The sequence below is a fragment of the Neisseria sp. 23W00296 genome, from assembly GCF_044772855.1.
Classification (GTDB): Bacteria; Pseudomonadota; Gammaproteobacteria; order Burkholderiales; family Neisseriaceae; genus Neisseria.
The window spans coordinates 1,567,902-1,583,275 of sequence record NZ_CP173024.1 but is presented as its reverse complement, the minus strand read 5'-3'; the positions used below and the strand labels follow the sequence as shown (position 1 = coordinate 1,583,275).

Here is a 15,374-nt window from a genome sequence, read left to right as displayed (position 1 = left end):
AAGGCCGTCTGAAAGCGCAAACCGCCCTTCAGAAACATCATCGCCGCGTTTATGTCCTGAAGGGGTAAAGGCGGGGACGGCCTCAAACCAGTACACTTCCATTATTTTTTCAGACGGCCTCCATCATGCAAACCGACCACAAGCCCACCCTCGACGTCATTATTCCCTGCTACAACGCCGCCGCCACCCTGCGCGCCGCCGCCGAAAGCGCGTTGGCGCAAAGCCGCGTGCGTCAAGTCTGGCTGGTCGACGACGCCTCGCAAGACCGCACAGCCGAGGTGATGGCGGAGCTTACCGCACAACACCCGCAAATCCGCTGCACACGCCTGTCGCAAAACGTCGGCGCCGCCCAAGCCCGTAACTGGGGCGTGTTACAGAGCGATGCTGATTTCGCCGCCTTTCTCGATGCCGACGATGCCTACGAAACCGAAGCCCTCGCCCCCGCATATCTCGCCCTCGAAACCATCCCCTACCTCGCCCTCGTCCGCCTCAAACTGCGTCCTGCCGGTTTTCCCGAACATTACACCGCCCATCCCGCCTTCGCCGAAGCCTGGCAGCGGCTGGAAATGACCGTCGGCGGCAATATGGTCTTCCGCCGCAGCGTCCTGCTGGTCTGCGGCGGCTTCCCGCAGGACGCCCTGTTCCGCCGTTTCGGCGGCGAAGACGCCGCCCTCGGCATCGCCCTCACCCGCGCCGCCGTCGTCGGCACGCTGTTCGGAGACGCCGATCCCGCCGTCATCCACAACCACCGCCCCGGCATCCACGCCGAAAAACTGCTCGACGCCGCCCTCTTCGGCAAAATGCCCGAAGGCATGACCGAACGACACCAGGCCGAAGCGGAAGCCGTCACCCAACGCATCTGCGCCGCCATAGAAAGCCTGAAAACCACCCTGTCTTTCGGCCAAACCGGCATTACCGTTCTGAAAACCGGCTACGCATAAGAAGATTAAGCATTAAACAAGCAACAACAGCGTCAGGCCGTCTGAAAGCGAAGCCTCAGCGAAGTCAAAACACCGCAGACAAAAAACGCTTGACGCCCGACTGCTCCGCCGATATTATGCGCGACTTCGATTATTCGATGGGTCGTTAGCTCAGTCGGTAGAGCAGCGGACTTTTAATCCGTTGGTCGAGCGTTCGAATCGCTCACGACCCACCAAAATCCTGAAAAAAGCCAAATCGGATTCCGGTTTGGCTTTTTTTATAATTTTCGGAATCTCAATCAAAACGGTCTGAATAAAACATACCGTGACGCTATCTGCAATGTTCAGTACTAATACCGATCGTTATTTCAAATATATCAATGCCAAATCCCAAATATCTCCAAATTAATACCGTTTAGAATATGTAAAGAAAAAACAAAAAACTGCAAAAAATACCTTGCAAGCAAAAATTGTTTTTATTAGTATGCCGTCCCTATGAAAAATGACCGCCTATTAACCTTTTCCGTTTTCGGATTCGTTGTGCTGATGCACGCGGCGCTGTTTGCGCTGCTGCTTTTGCTCAACAACAAGCCCGAACTTCCCGATGTGGAAGATATGGAGTTTGTCGATTTGGCCGCTTTCGGTCCGCCGGGCGGCGGAGGCGGGGGCGAGCCGGAGGCTGCTCCGGCGCCGGAGCAACCTCAGCAGGCAGAGCCGCAGCCCGAGCCTGAGAAGCCCAAACCCCGGCCACCGATCGAGAAGCCGAAGCCGGTAGTGAAAGAACCTGAAAAGCCTAAGCTCAAACCGGTGATTACGCACGACCGTAAAGCCGATATCCGCATTCCGAAAGAGGAAAAACCGGAAGAAAAAATCGAGCCCAAGCCGCAACCGAAACCCGAACCCAAGCTCGAGCCGAAACCGGCTCCGCCCGCACCTCCCGCGCCGCCTCCGGCGAAAAAACCGGAATTCACCGCTCCCGGCGGTACCGGCAGCGGCGAGGGGCAGGGCACCGATCCGAAAGCCCACGGCAAACCCGGCAGCACGGGAACGGGCGGCGGCAGAGGCGGCGGCGACGGCACGGGAGACGGCCCCGGCACCGGGTCGGGCAGAGGCCCCGGCAGCGGCGGCGGAAGCGGTGGTGGTGACGGTGCCGGCGGCAGCGCAGGCAATGCCATCGTCAAAGCCGGAGGCAGACTGGCCACACCGTCTTATCCGCCCCTTTCAGTCGAAAACGGCGAAACCGGCACGATTGTGATGGAGGTGCTCGTCGATCCGAGTGGACGCGCCACCGAGGTGAAAATCACCAAAGGCAGCGGCTATGCCCGCTTAGACGCCGCGGCCAAACGCGGAGCGATGTCGGGGCATTACCAAACCCACGGCAAATGGGTACGCTTCAAAGGCGCGAAAATCGTTTTCGAGCTTAACGATTAATCCCTCGGAGGCCGTCTGAAAAAACGGCACACGCGTTCAGACGGCCTCCGTCGACCAATTTCAAATCAACAGCAAAAGAGAGCAGCACAATATGGATTTACTACACGTTTTCAAACAAGGCGATTTCGTTCTGATCACCGCCTTCATCATCCTCATCATCATGAGTCTGGCCACTTGGACGGTGATGATAGTCCGCACCATCAAACTGCGCCGCGCCAAAGCCGGCAACGCCCGCGTCAAAGAGCTGATTTGGAATGCCAAATCGCTGGAAGAGGCTGTGAAAATTGCCCGCGAACACGAATCGCCGATGAGCGACATGCTGCTTGATGCAGTGAAAACCGACGAAACCTTCCACCGCAACAAAGATGCCAACCTCGCATCCGGCGTTCCCTTCGGCCCGTACCTGCTGCGCCAGATCCAATACAGCATCAGCCAGATCATGCGCCGTTTCGACGGCGGCCTCACCGCCCTTGCCTCCATCGGTTCGAGCGCGCCGTTTATCGGCCTGTTCGGCACCGTATGGGGCATCCACAAAGCCCTGCTCAACATCGGCCAAAGCGGCCAAGTCAGCATCGCTGCCGTAGCCGGCCCCATCGGCGAAGCACTGATTGCCACCGCCGTCGGCCTCTTCGCCGCCATTCCTGCCGTATTGGCCTATAACTTCCTCGTGCGCGGTAACAAAACCCTGCTGCAAGACCTCAACGCCTTCGGCCACGACCTGCACGCGCAAATCCTGAACAAAAAAGACAAGGAGTAAGCCATGTCCTTTTCGATGAACGACGGCGACGACGACGCACCGGTAAGCGACATCAACGTCACCCCGCTGGTAGACGTGATGCTGGTGCTGCTGATCGTGTTTATGATCACCATGCCCGTGCTGACCCACTCCATCCAAATTGACTTGCCCACAGTATCAGAAAATGCTCAAGATGTAGATGGGAAGCAGCCAACTGATCCCGTGTGGCTTACCGTTGATGATGCAGGAAAATACTATCTAAACCGAGAGACCACACCTATCGCCAAAGAAAATTTAAAATCGGCATTTGAGCAGGTAGTTGCTGAAATAAAAGCAAAAAACCCAAAAAACAATGCTGTTTTGGCGGTTGATGCCTCGAAAGATGCCGACTATGAAACAGTAATTTCTGCGGTAGAAATTGCCAAGGAAGCCAAAATCGACAAGATAGGCTTCAACTTTGAGTTAAAAAATATTCCGGCAAGATAGTGTACAGGCCGTCTGAAAACCCGATTTTCAGACGGCTTCAACCTTTGCCCCGCCCCGTTGTCCGCACCCTGCGGCAAATGGTATAAAGCAGCCCGCCTCCCGCCCGCCGCGCAAACATTTTCAGACGGCCTCAAACACCGCAAAGGCCGTCTGAAAACATGTGCGCCACACCCAAACCAAATCCGCCCACGGAACAACACCATGAAAAAACTCGACACCCGCTCCCCCGCCTTCCAAGCCGAACTCCAAGCCCTGCTCGCCTTTGAAACCGCGCAAAACCCCGAAACCGAACGCATCGTCGCCGACATCTGCGCCGACGTCCAGCGGCGCGGCGACACCGCCCTCATCGAATACACCAACCGCTTCGACGGCACCGCCGCGCAAAGCATGGCCGACCTCACATTGACGCAGCACGAATTGCAGGCCGCCTTCGACCGCCTGCCGCGCGACATCCAAACCGCCCTGCAAACCGCCGCCCACCGCGTAGAAAGCTACCACCGCCGCCAGAAAATGGAATCGTGGAGCTACACCGACGAAGACGGCACCCTGCTCGGCCAACAGATCACCCCCCTCGACCGTGTCGGCATCTACGTTCCCGGCGGCAAAGCCGCCTACCCCAGCTCCGTCATCATGAACGCCATGCCCGCCCACGTCGCCGGTGTCGGCGAAATCATCATGGTTGTCCCCACCCCCAAGGGCGAGCGCAACGACATCGTACTGGCCGCCGCCTACGTTGCCGGCGTCACCCGCGCCTACACCGTCGGCGGCGCGCAGGCCGTTGCCGCACTCGCCTACGGCACACAAAGCATCCCCCAAGTCGACAAAATCACCGGCCCGGGCAACGCCTACGTCGCCGCCGCCAAACGCCGCGTCTTCGGCGTCGTCGGCATCGACATGGTGGCCGGCCCCTCAGAAATCCTCGTCATCGCCGACGGCAGCACCCCTGCCGACTGGGTGGCCATGGATCTCTTCAGTCAGGCAGAACACGACGAAATCGCCCAAGCCATACTGATTGCCACCTCGCAAAGCTACCTCGACGACGTTCAGACGGCCATGAACCGCCTGATAAACGACATGCCCCGCCGCGCCATCATCGAAGCCTCGCTGGGCGGCAGGGGTGCGATGATACTGGCGCGCGACTTGGACGAAGCCTGCGAAATCGCCAACCACATCGCCCCCGAACACCTCGAACTCTCCGTCGAAAACCCCGAACGCTGGGCGGAAAAAATCCGCCACGCGGGTGCAATCTTTATGGGACGCTACACCAGCGAAAGCCTCGGCGACTACTGCGCCGGCCCCAACCATGTCCTGCCCACCAGCCGCACCGCCCGTTTTTCCTCGCCGCTGGGCACCTACGACTTCCAAAAACGCTCCAGCCTTATCCGCGTCTCCGAACAGGGCGCGCAGACGCTGGGCAAAACCGCCAGCCTGCTCGCCCACGGCGAAAGCCTCACCGCCCACGCCCGCGCCGCCGAAATGCGCCTGCGCGATTGACGTTTGTGCCGCAGCAAAGCAAAAAGGCCGTCTGAAAACCCGAATCAGGGTTTTCAGACGGCCTCTGCTGTGAAGGTAGAGTATGTGGCACAACCACGCACGCGGTTTGTGGAATTTTTTGGAAAATCTTCTGATAAAAAACAAAGACCGCGTGCGTTGCTTCGAGGCGGCGCCATTGTGGCAGACATCGGTTTCGGCAATAACCTGTACTTCCGTGCCGTCCTGCAATTCGGTAACCACCACCGACTGCGCCGAAGGCGAACCGCGCAGGTTCAGTGCGCCGTAGCCCGACTCGCTGATCACTACCGCCTGATAACGTGCAAGCTTCTCCACAGGTTTTTTCTTCAACGCCTCCTGCTTGGATTTTTCCGCTTCCTGTTTGGCCTGTTCTTCCTGCGCCTGCTTTTGCTCTTCCGCCTCAAATGCCTGCCTCAGTTCCATGTCCGCTTGCGCTTGGCGGTAGATTTCATCTTCCCGCTGCTGCTGTCTGACTTCCTGTTCTTCCAGCTTCGCTTTTTCGGCGCGTTCGGCTTCCTGTTTCTGCTGCTGCGCCAGCTGCTCTTTCAATGCGGCCAGCTCTTTTTTCGTTTCGTCGTCGCCTTGCTGCAAAGGGCAGCCCGCCAGCAGGAACACAGCGGCAGCAAGGGGGATCAGTTTTTTGTTTGTCATGGGTAACTCGCTTTTCAATGTGTTTGGTTTTGTGGAAAGAGATCGTCTGAAACGGATTTGTAAGGTTTTTCAGACGATCTGAGAGGGCTATCTTTTGCAAATAACGCTTTCGCCTTTAATGTCGACGACGTATTCCGGCTTGCACACCAGTTTTGCATCCGGCAGCTTCATATTAGTTACACTGATCTCGTACTGCCAGCGACGGGTGGGAAAATTGTTTCCCTGAAAGTCGTCTTCCCGCGCCGGGGCGTATTTGTCTGCCACTACCCTGATGCGGCTGCCATCAAGAACTTTTATGGATTGGATAAAACGATTGTTCAATGCTTTGGACTGATCTTCATAATCCTGATTCGGATTGATTCCGTTGGCTCTGTCCATTTTGTCGAAGAGATTTTTATCGGTAACGGTAAAACGGTTTCCCGTTTGCACCACCCGCGCTAGACCGTAGTAATTCGTGCCCGAACCGCCCGAACATCTTGTTTCTCCTGTATCGGGGTCTTTAAAGTAATCTGGGGCACTTGTTTCCTATAGCACCAAATAAACCGGCTGCGGCAGTTCCGACTGCACCATGATTTTTTCAAAACCGGCATCACAGGCTTCCGCTCTTGCTGCTTTTATGGCGGCTCTTACTGCCTGTTTTTTCTCCTCCGTCGTCGGTTCTGCCTGCGCTATGTTTGCCGCGATTAACGCGGAGGCAGCCAGCAATACGGCAAAGGCGCGCGCCGAAAAAATGTTTTCATTTGTTGTTCTTGGTAAGAGTTTACAATCGAATGTGAACCGATCTGGCGGGCTGCGACCAAACCGTCTAAAATCCGCTGCCATCGGTTAAATAATTGTAAACGCCGTTTACATTATGCTGCCAGCAGCAAAAAGTGGAGCGGTACACACGAAAAGTGTTGTTATGAAAATCTACGAGAAAATCCGCGCGCTGCGCGAAGAGCGGCAGTGGTCGCAGGAGGAGCTGGCCGTGCGGCTGGGCTTGTCGGCCAACGGCTACGCTAAAAATTGAACGCGGCGAAACGCGCCTGAACCTGCCGCATCTGGAACAGATCGCCGAAATCTTTGACACCGACATCCTCAACCTGATCGCGCAGGAAGACGGGCGGTACAGCATGTCCGTCAACAACATTTCATCCGATAACTACCAAAACATCTACGACAGCCAAATCCAAATGGCTGCCGAAATCGACAAGCTGCAACTGATGCAGAAACACCAAGCGGAAATGCTGGCGCAGAAAGACCGCGAGCTGGGAGCCTTACAGGAAATCATCCGCCTGATGCGCGAGCGGCAGGCTTAAGCCCGCGGCAAAGCAAAAAGGCCGTCTGAAAGCGCAGCTTCAACGGAGTTAAAACCCGTTTTACGTTTTCAGACGGCCTTGCATCACGTCAAATCGGTATCGCCAATCAGCGGTGGTAATTCGGCGCTTCTTTGGTGATTTGTACGTCGTGGACGTGCGATTCGCTCATGCCTGCGGAAGTGATTTCGACAAACTCGGCTTTTTCGTGCATATCGCGGATGGTGGCGCAGCCGAGGTAGCCCATGCTGGAGCGCAGGCCGCCGGTGAGCTGGTGGATGATGTTGACAATCGGGCCTTTGTAGGGCACGCGGCCTTCGATGCCTTCGGGCACGTATTTGTCTGCGCTTTCCTGTTTGTCTTGGAAGTAGCGGTCGTTCGAGCCTTGGCTCATTGCGCCGAGCGAACCCATGCCGCGATAGGATTTGTAGGAGCGGCCTTGGTAGAGTTCGATTTCGCCGGGGGCTTCTTCCGTGCCTGCAAACATACCGCCGAGCATCACGCTGGACGCGCCTGCGGCAAGGGCTTTAGCCACGTCGCCGGAGAAGCGGATGCCGCCGTCGGCAATCAGCGGTACGCCTGTGCCTTTGAGGGCTTCGGCAACATTGTGGATGGCGGTAAGCTGCGGTACGCCCACGCCGGCAACGATGCGGGTGGTGCAGATGGAGCCGGGACCGATGCCCACTTTCACTGCATCTGCGCCTGCGGCAACCAAGTCCAGCGCGGCTTTGGCGGTGGCGATGTTGCCGCCGATAACCTGCACGCCGGGGAAGTTTTCTTTAACCCATTTCACGCGGTCGAGCACGCCCTGGCTGTGGCCGTGTGCGGTATCGACGACGATAACGTCTGCGCCTGCCGCTACCAGTGCGCGTACGCGCTCTTCGGTATCCGCGCCCGTGCCGACGGCCGCACCCACGCGCAGACGGCCTTCGGAATCTTTGTTGGCATTGGGAAATTCGGTGGTTTTGATGATGTCTTTAACGGTAATCAGGCCTTTGAGTTCGTCGTCGGCATTGAGTACCAAAACGCGCTCGACTTTATGGGTGTGCATTAGTTCGCGCGCTTCGTCGATGCTGGTGCCTTCGGCCACGGTAACGAGGCGTTCGCGCGGGGTCATGATGGCGGACACGGGCAAATCGAGGCGGTTTTCAAAGCGCAGGTCGCGGTTGGTTACGATGCCGACCACTTTGCCGTCTTTGACAACGGGCAGGCCGGACATTTTGCGTTTGCGTTGGGCGCGCAGTTCCAGCAGTTCGCCGATTAACACGTCGGGCGCAACGGTAACGGGGTCTTTAACGATGCCGCTTTCGTGGCGTTTGACTTTTTCCACCGCTCTGGCCTGCTGTTCGGGTGTCATGTTTTTATGGATGATGCCGATGCCGCCTTCCTGCGCCATCGAAATGGCCAAGCGGGCTTCGGTTACGGTGTCCATGGCGGCGGAGAGGAGGGGGAGGTTGAGCGAGATGTCGCGGGTGAGCTGCGTTTTGAGGGAAACGTCGCGCGGCAGCACTTGGGAATGTGCGGGAACGAGCAGGACGTCGTCGAAGGTGTAGGCTTTTTCTACGATACGCATGATGCTTTAACTTTCAGTTTGTGCAAGATGCACGGCATTGTATCAAATTTGCCGCGCCCGCCCCAAACAGTTTGGCGGCAAAACGGGCGATAACATGACGGCATAGGGATAAATGCGGTACAATCCGCGCCATTCCGAATAACGAACATAGAAGAGAGTTGAACGATGCACATTACCCGTATTGCAAAAGCATTGGTTTTGGGCGGCCTGCTGGTGTCCGGCAGTTTGTATGCGGCTGGTTCTGAGGTATACCGCTGGAAAGACGGCAAAGGCAACGTCTATTCCGACGTGCCGCGCGGCCTCAAACCCACCCAGTCCACCATCATCAACATCCGCACCCACAAAGTCACCCCGCCTGCCAGCGCCACCACGCAGCCCGCCTCCGTCACCACAGTGGGCGATCCCAACGCCGCGCCGTCGCTGGCCGACCAGCAGAGTGCGCTGAACGCCAAGCTGGCCGAGCAGAACAAAGAAGCGGAAAAACGCAACAAAGAAATCGAAGAGCAGAACAAACAGACCGCCGAGGCCAACTGCAAAACCGCGCAGATGAACCTGTCCTACGCGCAAAGCGCCCGTACCGACAAACGCGAAGCGCTGATCGAACGCTTCAACCAAGACGTTTCCAAATACTGCAAATAAACCAGCCGTATCCGCTTGAAGGCCGTCTGAAAATATTTTTCAGACGGCCTTTTGTTGTGGCTGATACAGCCGGTTTCGCAGCCGATGCCCCCGCCTTGCCAAGCGGCTTTCGCCAAAAGCACCGCGCCGCCTAAGCCAGCACCTTAACCGTATGCCGCTCCTTACGCAGCTTTTCTTTCAGCACCGCAGGCAGCGAACGGTCGAAATACCACAGCCCGTCGGGCATCAGCAGCGCGCCGCCCGAGCAGGAAAACGACAGGCTACCCAGCGCCTCGTCCGTTTCCGTGATTTCCAGCGTGTGCGCCTTGCCCCAGTCCGCCACCGGCAGCAGAGCCGCAGCATCGGCCGTTTTGCGGTTGTGCGCATTCAGGCCGTCTGAAGACGCGCATTCGCCGCCGCAGCCGCCGCAAGCGGCCACAGGGCAGGGCGCGTTTTTGGCGAAGGTAGGCGGCAGAATATCGAGCAGCGCGGGGCACAAACCCTGCTCGCGCGCCCATGTGTCCAGCGCCCGTTTTGCCGCTTTCTTGTGCAGGAACAGGCCGTTGGGCTTTTCTGCCGACAGGCCGTCTGAAAGCCGCACCAGCCTTGCCTGCAAATGCCCGCGCTCATTGCTGCGCAGCCGCACGGTCAGATATTCCTGATCCGCCGCGTTTTCAGACGGCCTGAAACCGTATTCCGCCGCTGTTTGCGCTTTCAGCATCAGCGCGTGCAGCGCGCCTGCTGCGGGCAGGAAACGGATTTCCGCCGCCGCGCGCAAAGGTTTCTGTTTGTGCAGCAGCTCTGACGCTTCGGAAAACGTCTGCCGGTGCGCCGCCAGATGCAGCGGCTTGCCTGACGCATCAAGCCACAGCAGCACGCCGTGGCCGTCGGACAAAGCGTCAAGCTGCCGCTCCAGCGCATCGGACAAACCGGCCGGCGGCAGACGGGGACGCAGCAGCTTGCCGGCCTGCTGCGCCAGCGTTTCCCGTCCCAAATCCGCTGCTGCGGTTTCCAAATAGTCTGCCAGCGCCAGCACGTCGCTCATCGCGCGGTGGCGCGGCGCGGCGGCAATGCCGTGGCGCTCGATGATGCTCTCGAGGCTGTGCTTGAAAAACTGCGGGTAGAGGCGGCGCGAAAGCTGCACCGTGCACAGCGTCGGCACGGCAAAATGCAGGCCGCAGCGGGCGAACTCGCGGCGCAGAAAGGTGTAGTCGAATTTGCTGTTGTGCGCCAGCAGCACGCAGCCGCGCAGTAGCAGCAAGAGTTCGCCTGCCAGCGCGGCAAACGGCGGCGCGCCGGCCACCATACCGTCGTCGATGCCCGTCAGCGCGGCGATAAAGGCGGGGATGCCGCGCTGCGGATTGACCAGATGCGTATAGCGCGTCACGCCGCCGTCGTCGAAACGCAGCAGGGCGATTTCGGTGACGCGGTCGCTGTCGGGATTGCCGCCCGTGGTTTCCAAATCGATCACCACCGCAGGCCGCCCGAATGCCGTCAAAAACTCTGCCAAAGCGCGCCAGCGCAAAGAATCCGTCATTAAAATTCCGTTACCGTTCAAGAAAAAGGCGGTATTTTACCGCCGTGGCGGAAAATTTTCAGCAAGAATGCTTGACAGCCCTAATGCCGGCCCATATAATCCGCATCTTTCTCGCACCCGTAGCTCAGTTGGATAGAGTATCTGGCTACGAACCAGAGGGTCGGGCGTTCGAATCGCTCCGGGTGCGCCAGAAAAACTACGCGCCCATCGTCTAGCGGTTAGGACATCGCCCTTTCACGGCGGTAACCGGGGTTCGATTCCCCGTGGGCGTGCCAGCATTCCGAAAGCCCTGCAAGAAATTGCAGGGCTTTCTTTTTGTTGTCCGGCAAGCGCGCCGTTTGCTTTGGCAGAGGCCGTCTGAAAACCGAAAAGGCTTTCAGACGGCCTGTGATATGGCGGATCGCCTGCGGTTTGGTTTATTTGATTCCTTTGTTCGGACGGTATCCGGGTTGCGCGTTATCGGTTTTGGCGGCTGTTTTCAGACGGCCTCAGTGCTGCCCTACAGGCAGACGAATACCAATGCCGGGGCGGCGGAGTGGAGCAGGCTGTCGCGTGCGGCGGCATCAAGATGGAAATGGTCGCCCGCCTGTGCGCCGCTGTCGAAAAAATATTCCAAGGCGGCAATGAGTTTGGCGTAGGCGGCATCGCCGGTGAGGCAGATGGTGTCGCCTGAGTCGCTGATGCCGACAGACAGCAGCCCGCCGCTTGCATCGGCGCAGATCAGTTGCAAAAAGGCAAACGGGCGCGGCAGGGCGGCATCGGGGTCGGCGGGCAGCGGCAGGCGGATGCTGCGGTTTTGCGCCATCAGTCGGGCAAGTGCGGCGGAGGCGGCGGCATCGGCGGCAAATTCGATTCTGCGCCCGTCCTTGTCGCCGCTGATGAAGACGGCGGGGGTTTCGTGCGTGGTGGTGTTTAACACGGCGGGATTTCTTCGTAGTCTTCGGGGTTCCCAACCAGCGGTTCTTCGCCGTCGAACAGGTCGTACCAGATTTGCCGGAAGAGTTCGCGGACGGGCATCTGCGGCGGGACGGCAACGACGGATTCGTAGGGAAACGCGTCCGCCAAGTCGCTTTCCGGCCAGAAGTTCAGTCCGTAGCGCAGGCTTTCTTTGACGCGGAATTGTTCGGACGGGGTCAAGCTGCGGTAATGCGGGGCGATGTAATCGGCAACCATGCTGCGGATGCTGCTGCGGTTGGTAAGGTCCAGGCCGCCGTAGTCGGGCAGGGTGTCGTCGCAGCCTTCGTTGAGGCAGACAAGCAGCAGGCCGAGGTATTGTTTGCCGGTTTTCTTTTTCTTCATTTGCTGTTTTGTCTGTTTGAGGCCGTCTGAAAGCGCGGTTTCGGCTTGGGAAAAATCCGTTTTCAGACGGCCTCAATGTTTGGTTTTGCCCGCGCTGCTGCCCGCTGCAAAGGCGGGGCAGGATGGGGGATAGGGTGTTTGCGGAAAGTTTTTTAACGGTAAAACGAAAAAGGCCGTCTGAAAAACGCTTTCAGACGGCCTTTGCCATGTGTTTATTTTTCGACGAACCGGCCGTAGGCCATGATGCGGCCGAAGCGGCGTTCGAGCAGGTCGGCCTGCGGCATGTCCTGCGCGGCGCGGAGCTGGTCAGTGAGCACTTCGCGCACGTTGTTCATCAGTTCGCCGTAGTTGCGGTGTGCGCCGCCCAGCGGTTCGTCGATCACTTTGTCGATCAGGCCGAGTTTGAGCAGGCGGTCGGCGGTGATGCCCAGCGCGGCGGCGGCATCGGCGGCTTTTTCGGCGGTTTTCCACAGAATCGAAGCGCAGCCTTCGGGGGAAATCACGGAATAGGTGGAATATTGCAGCATGTTGACATAGTCGCCGACGGCAATCGCCAGCGCGCCGCCCGAGCCGCCTTCGCCGATGATGGTGCAGATAACGGGGGTTTTGAGCTTGGTCAGTTCGTAGAGGTTGCGGCCGATGGCTTCGGACTGGTTGCGCTCTTCCGCGCCGATGCCGGGATAGGCGCCGGGGGTGTCGACGAAGGTGAGCACGGGCAGGCGGAATTTTTCGGCCAGACGCATCAGGCGCAGGGCTTTGCGGTAGCCTTCGGGGCGCGGCATGCCGAAGTTGCGGCGGATTTTTTCTTTGGTGTCGCGGCCTTTCTGGTGGCCGATAACGACGACGCTTTGGCCGTTAAAACGCGCCAGGCCGCCGACGATGGCGTAGTCGTCGGCAAAATGACGGTCGCCGTGCAGCTCTTGGAAGTCGGTGCACAGGGCGGTGATGTAGTCGAGGGTGTAGGGGCGCTGCGGGTGGCGGGAAACCTGCGAGACCTGTGCGGGGGTGAGTTTGGCGTAGATGGATTTGGTCAGATCGCTGCTTTTTTTCTGCAAACGTTCGATTTCGTCGCTGATGTCTACGGCGGATTCGCCTTGGACGAAACGTAATTCTTCGATTTTTTTGGTCAGTTCGGCAATGGGCTGCTCGAAGTCAAGAAAGACGGGTTTCATATTCGGACGTTCTCACTTTTTAATCGGGTTTTCGCGCAATATCATACGCGGATGGCGCGCTTTTGCGAAACAAGGCGCGCAATTTACGCGATAAACGGTAGGCGGGCAAGCGCTATTTCATCCCCTTAGAGTTTTTATTCTGACGCATCTGCCGTGTTAAACTGCCGCCTTTTGCAGCAGGTAGGAAAGGGACGGAAATGGTGGCGGAAACCGCGATGCGTTTGGACAAATGGCTGTGGGCGGCGCGCTTTTTCAAAACCCGCGCGCTGGCGCAGAAGCATATCGAGCTGGGGCGCGTTTTGGTAAACGGCGCGAAGGTGAAAAACAGCAAAAACATTGCGGCGGGCGACGTTATCCGCCTGACGCTCAATTCGCTGCCCTACGAAATCACCGTGCTCGCCCTCAACCACCAGCGCCGCCCCGCGTCCGAAGCGCGCCTGCTCTACCGCGAAGACGAAAAAGTGGCGGCCGAACGCGAAGCGCAGAAGCTTCTCGACCAGGCCTCGCGCATCAGCACGGCCTATCCCGAAGGGCGGCCGACCAAGCGCGACCGCCGCCAAATCGAAAAACTCAAACGCGGGGAATGGTAGGCCGTCTGAAAAAACAACCGGCGTCATTCCCGCGCAGGCGGGAATCTTGGTCGATATCCGACAATTTTTGAAAAACGGTTTGAGGCCTTATCCGAAACAAGATTCCCGCCTGCGCGGGAATGACGGTATCCGCATATTTTCAGGCGTAAAAACGCAGAGGCCGTCTGAAAGCAAAGTTTCAACGAAGTTTAAAAACACTCTCCACATCTCAAATAAAGGAAACCACATCATGCGCTGGCAAGGCAGAGAACAAAGCAGCAATATCGAAGACCGTCGCGGGCAAAGCGGCGGCGGAGGCGGGGGCGGCATGGGCATCGTCGGCCTGATTGTCGTCCTCGTCGGCGCGTATTACGGCGTCGATTTATCGGGCATCGTCGGCGGCTCGCCACAACTGAGCGTCGGCAGCACGCAGCAGACGCGCGTCAGCAGCCAGGAAGAAGCGCAACTGGCCGAATTGTCGGCCGTGGTGTTGGCCGATACGGAAAAAACCTGGAGCGAATATTTCGCGCGGCAAAACGCCAAATACAGCCCGACCACCCTTGTGTTCTACACCGGCGGCACGCGCACGGCCTGCGGCACGGGGCAGGCGGCGATGGGGCCTTTCTATTGCCCGGCCGACAAAAAAGTCTATCTCGATTTGTCGTTTTACGAAGAAATGCGCAGCAAACTCGGCGCGGCGGGCGACACGGCCTTCGGCTATGTGATCGCCCACGAAGTCGGCCACCACGTGCAGAACCTGCTCGGCATCCTGCCGCAGGTACACCAAATGCAGCAGCAGGCGGGCAAGGCCGAAGCCAACCGCTTGTCGGTGAAACTCGAATTGCAGGCCGACTGCTTCGCGGGCGTATGGGCGAAATACGCGCAGCGGCAAAACCTGCTCGAAGCGGGCGACATCGAAGAGGCGATGAACGCCGCAGCGGCCGTCGGCGACGACACCCTGCAAAAGCGCAGCAGGGGCTATGCCGTGCCCGACAGCTTCACCCACGGCACATCCGAGCAGCGCATGTACTGGCTCAAACGCGGGCTGGAAAGCGGCGACATCAATCAGTGCAACACGTTTGAAGCGGGCTGACGGGCAATAGGATCAGGCCGTCTGAAAAAACTGTCTGCGTTTGCGGGCGGGCTTTTTCAGGCGGCCTTTTTGTGCTTGGCACATTCAGACGGCCTGAGGTTTTGTAAATCGTCCGCAAAGCGGCGGGGCAGCCTTTGCTGGCGGCCGAACCGCCCGGGCAGCGCGGTTTCTGCGTTTGTGTTCTGTAAAGGAGGGCGGTGGAAATTCTGTTTGACGGCTAAGGGATTTTGAGGCCGTCTGAAAGCGTATGGCGGCTTGGGTTGCAGCCAAGCTGTGCTTTCAGACGGCCTTCTTGTGTCGTGCGGGATGTGGAGGTGTTCTGTTTGTAAAGTTTTTGCAAAATGCCGGATTTGTCCGGTCGGCGTCATTCCCGCTGTACGGGAATGGAAGCGGCGCTTGTTTTATAGTGAGCTAACACAAAAATCTGAGGCGAATCAACACCGTAGTTTCTTGTGTTGTTCCTCTATATACAAAGCCTGAGG

The 15,374-nt window shown here is 58.2% G+C and carries 19 protein-coding genes and 3 tRNA genes; 15 read left to right on the top strand and 7 right to left on the bottom strand.

Translation table 11 applies throughout. The annotated features are described in order from the left end of the window. The first annotated feature begins 125 nt into the window (after positions 1–125). From ACG2K1_RS07925 to ACG2K1_RS07895, 7 genes are all read left to right on the top strand, one after another. Entirely contained in the window at positions 126–941 is an 816-nt protein-coding gene (locus tag ACG2K1_RS07925; RefSeq protein WP_395429442.1) for a glycosyltransferase family 2 protein, read from the top strand. A gap of 139 nt (positions 942–1,080) precedes the next feature. Further along, positions 1,081–1,156 (top strand) — tRNA-Lys (locus tag ACG2K1_RS07920). A 259-nt stretch (positions 1,157–1,415) separates the two neighbouring features. Then, on the top strand, positions 1,416–2,351 hold the full coding sequence (locus ACG2K1_RS07915; RefSeq protein WP_009426003.1) for an energy transducer TonB: 936 nt from the start codon (positions 1,416–1,418) through the stop codon (positions 2,349–2,351). Between the two features lie 91 nt (positions 2,352–2,442). After that, positions 2,443–3,108: a MotA/TolQ/ExbB proton channel family protein gene (locus tag ACG2K1_RS07910; protein WP_009426004.1), complete on the top strand. Its 666-nt coding sequence runs from the start codon at positions 2,443–2,445 to the stop codon at positions 3,106–3,108. 3 nt (positions 3,109–3,111) lie between these two features. Further along, complete coding sequence (locus tag ACG2K1_RS07905; protein ID WP_395429441.1) at positions 3,112–3,573, top strand: ExbD/TolR family protein; 462 nt, start codon at positions 3,112–3,114, stop codon at positions 3,571–3,573. Between the two features lie 201 nt (positions 3,574–3,774). Continuing rightward, positions 3,775–5,067 carry a histidinol dehydrogenase gene (gene hisD / locus ACG2K1_RS07900; protein ID WP_395429440.1) on the top strand — a complete coding sequence of 431 codons (1,293 nt, stop codon included), beginning with the start codon at positions 3,775–3,777 and terminating at the stop codon, positions 5,065–5,067. Between the two features lie 84 nt (positions 5,068–5,151). Beyond that, positions 5,152–5,742: a hypothetical protein gene (locus ACG2K1_RS07895; protein WP_157058122.1), complete on the top strand. Its 591-nt coding sequence runs from the start codon at positions 5,152–5,154 to the stop codon at positions 5,740–5,742. An 81-nt stretch (positions 5,743–5,823) separates the two neighbouring features. On the opposite strand, the gene ACG2K1_RS07890 is transcribed toward ACG2K1_RS07895, so the two are convergent. Further along, entirely contained in the window at positions 5,824–6,114 is a 291-nt protein-coding gene (locus tag ACG2K1_RS07890; protein ID WP_036496002.1) for a hypothetical protein, read from the bottom strand. A 190-nt stretch (positions 6,115–6,304) separates the two neighbouring features. Here ACG2K1_RS07890 and ACG2K1_RS07885 point away from each other — a divergent pair, with 190 nt between their 5' ends. From ACG2K1_RS07885 to ACG2K1_RS07875, 3 genes are all read left to right on the top strand, one after another. Beyond that, positions 6,305–6,565, top strand: a complete 261-nt coding sequence (locus ACG2K1_RS07885) for a hypothetical protein (protein ID WP_395429439.1) — start codon at positions 6,305–6,307, stop codon at positions 6,563–6,565. A gap of 72 nt (positions 6,566–6,637) precedes the next feature. After that, entirely contained in the window at positions 6,638–6,745 is a 108-nt protein-coding gene (locus tag ACG2K1_RS07880) for a helix-turn-helix domain-containing protein (RefSeq protein ID WP_232304381.1), read from the top strand. Between the two features lie 103 nt (positions 6,746–6,848). Next, positions 6,849–7,034, top strand: coding sequence for a hypothetical protein (locus ACG2K1_RS07875; protein ID WP_009426013.1), 186 nt, complete (start codon positions 6,849–6,851; stop codon positions 7,032–7,034). A gap of 106 nt (positions 7,035–7,140) precedes the next feature. On the opposite strand, the gene guaB is transcribed toward ACG2K1_RS07875, so the two are convergent. Then, positions 7,141–8,604, bottom strand: a complete 1,464-nt coding sequence (guaB, locus tag ACG2K1_RS07870; protein WP_009426014.1) for an IMP dehydrogenase — start codon at positions 8,602–8,604, stop codon at positions 7,141–7,143. 165 nt (positions 8,605–8,769) lie between these two features. On the opposite strand from guaB, the gene ACG2K1_RS07865 reads away from it, so the two are divergent. Then, positions 8,770–9,243, top strand: a complete 474-nt coding sequence (locus ACG2K1_RS07865) for a DUF4124 domain-containing protein (protein WP_009426016.1) — start codon at positions 8,770–8,772, stop codon at positions 9,241–9,243. 130 nt (positions 9,244–9,373) lie between these two features. Here ACG2K1_RS07865 and ACG2K1_RS07860 read toward each other — a convergent pair whose 3' ends face one another. Further along, positions 9,374–10,759 carry an exonuclease domain-containing protein gene (locus ACG2K1_RS07860; protein ID WP_395429438.1) on the bottom strand — a complete coding sequence of 462 codons (1,386 nt, stop codon included), beginning with the start codon at positions 10,757–10,759 and terminating at the stop codon, positions 9,374–9,376. A 113-nt stretch (positions 10,760–10,872) separates the two neighbouring features. Here ACG2K1_RS07860 and ACG2K1_RS07855 point away from each other — a divergent pair. Together ACG2K1_RS07855 and ACG2K1_RS07850 are read left to right on the top strand one after the other, a co-directional pair. Further along, positions 10,873–10,949, top strand: a tRNA-Arg gene (locus ACG2K1_RS07855). A gap of 10 nt (positions 10,950–10,959) precedes the next feature. Beyond that, a tRNA-Glu gene (locus tag ACG2K1_RS07850) sits at positions 10,960–11,034 on the top strand. Between the two features lie 224 nt (positions 11,035–11,258). Here the strand turns inward: ACG2K1_RS07850 and ACG2K1_RS07845 are convergent. The 3 genes from ACG2K1_RS07845 to ACG2K1_RS07835 all read right to left on the bottom strand — a co-directional run bounded on the left by ACG2K1_RS07845 (position 11,259) and on the right by ACG2K1_RS07835 (position 13,230). After that, positions 11,259–11,678, bottom strand: coding sequence for a hypothetical protein (locus ACG2K1_RS07845; RefSeq protein ID WP_395429437.1), 420 nt, complete (start codon positions 11,676–11,678; stop codon positions 11,259–11,261). Next, entirely contained in the window at positions 11,672–12,058 is a 387-nt protein-coding gene (locus tag ACG2K1_RS07840) for a hypothetical protein (protein ID WP_009426019.1), read from the bottom strand. Before ACG2K1_RS07840 ends, ACG2K1_RS07845 begins: the two co-directional genes overlap by 7 nt. Positions 12,059–12,270: 212 nt before the next feature. Beyond that, positions 12,271–13,230: an acetyl-CoA carboxylase carboxyltransferase subunit alpha gene (locus ACG2K1_RS07835; protein WP_395429436.1), complete on the bottom strand. Its 960-nt coding sequence runs from the start codon at positions 13,228–13,230 to the stop codon at positions 12,271–12,273. 197 nt (positions 13,231–13,427) lie between these two features. Between ACG2K1_RS07835 and ACG2K1_RS07830 the strand changes: the two genes are divergently transcribed. Together ACG2K1_RS07830 and ACG2K1_RS07825 are read left to right on the top strand one after the other, a co-directional pair. Beyond that, a complete protein-coding gene (locus ACG2K1_RS07830; RefSeq protein WP_009426022.1) occupies positions 13,428–13,820 on the top strand; it encodes an RNA-binding S4 domain-containing protein in 393 nt (130 codons plus the stop codon). A gap of 229 nt (positions 13,821–14,049) precedes the next feature. Next, positions 14,050–14,892, top strand: a complete 843-nt coding sequence (locus ACG2K1_RS07825; RefSeq protein ID WP_395429435.1) for a neutral zinc metallopeptidase — start codon at positions 14,050–14,052, stop codon at positions 14,890–14,892. A gap of 217 nt (positions 14,893–15,109) precedes the next feature. Here ACG2K1_RS07825 and ACG2K1_RS07820 read toward each other — a convergent pair whose 3' ends face one another. Beyond that, entirely contained in the window at positions 15,110–15,232 is a 123-nt protein-coding gene (locus ACG2K1_RS07820; protein WP_395429434.1) for a hypothetical protein, read from the bottom strand. Positions 15,233–15,374 lie beyond the last annotated feature (142 nt).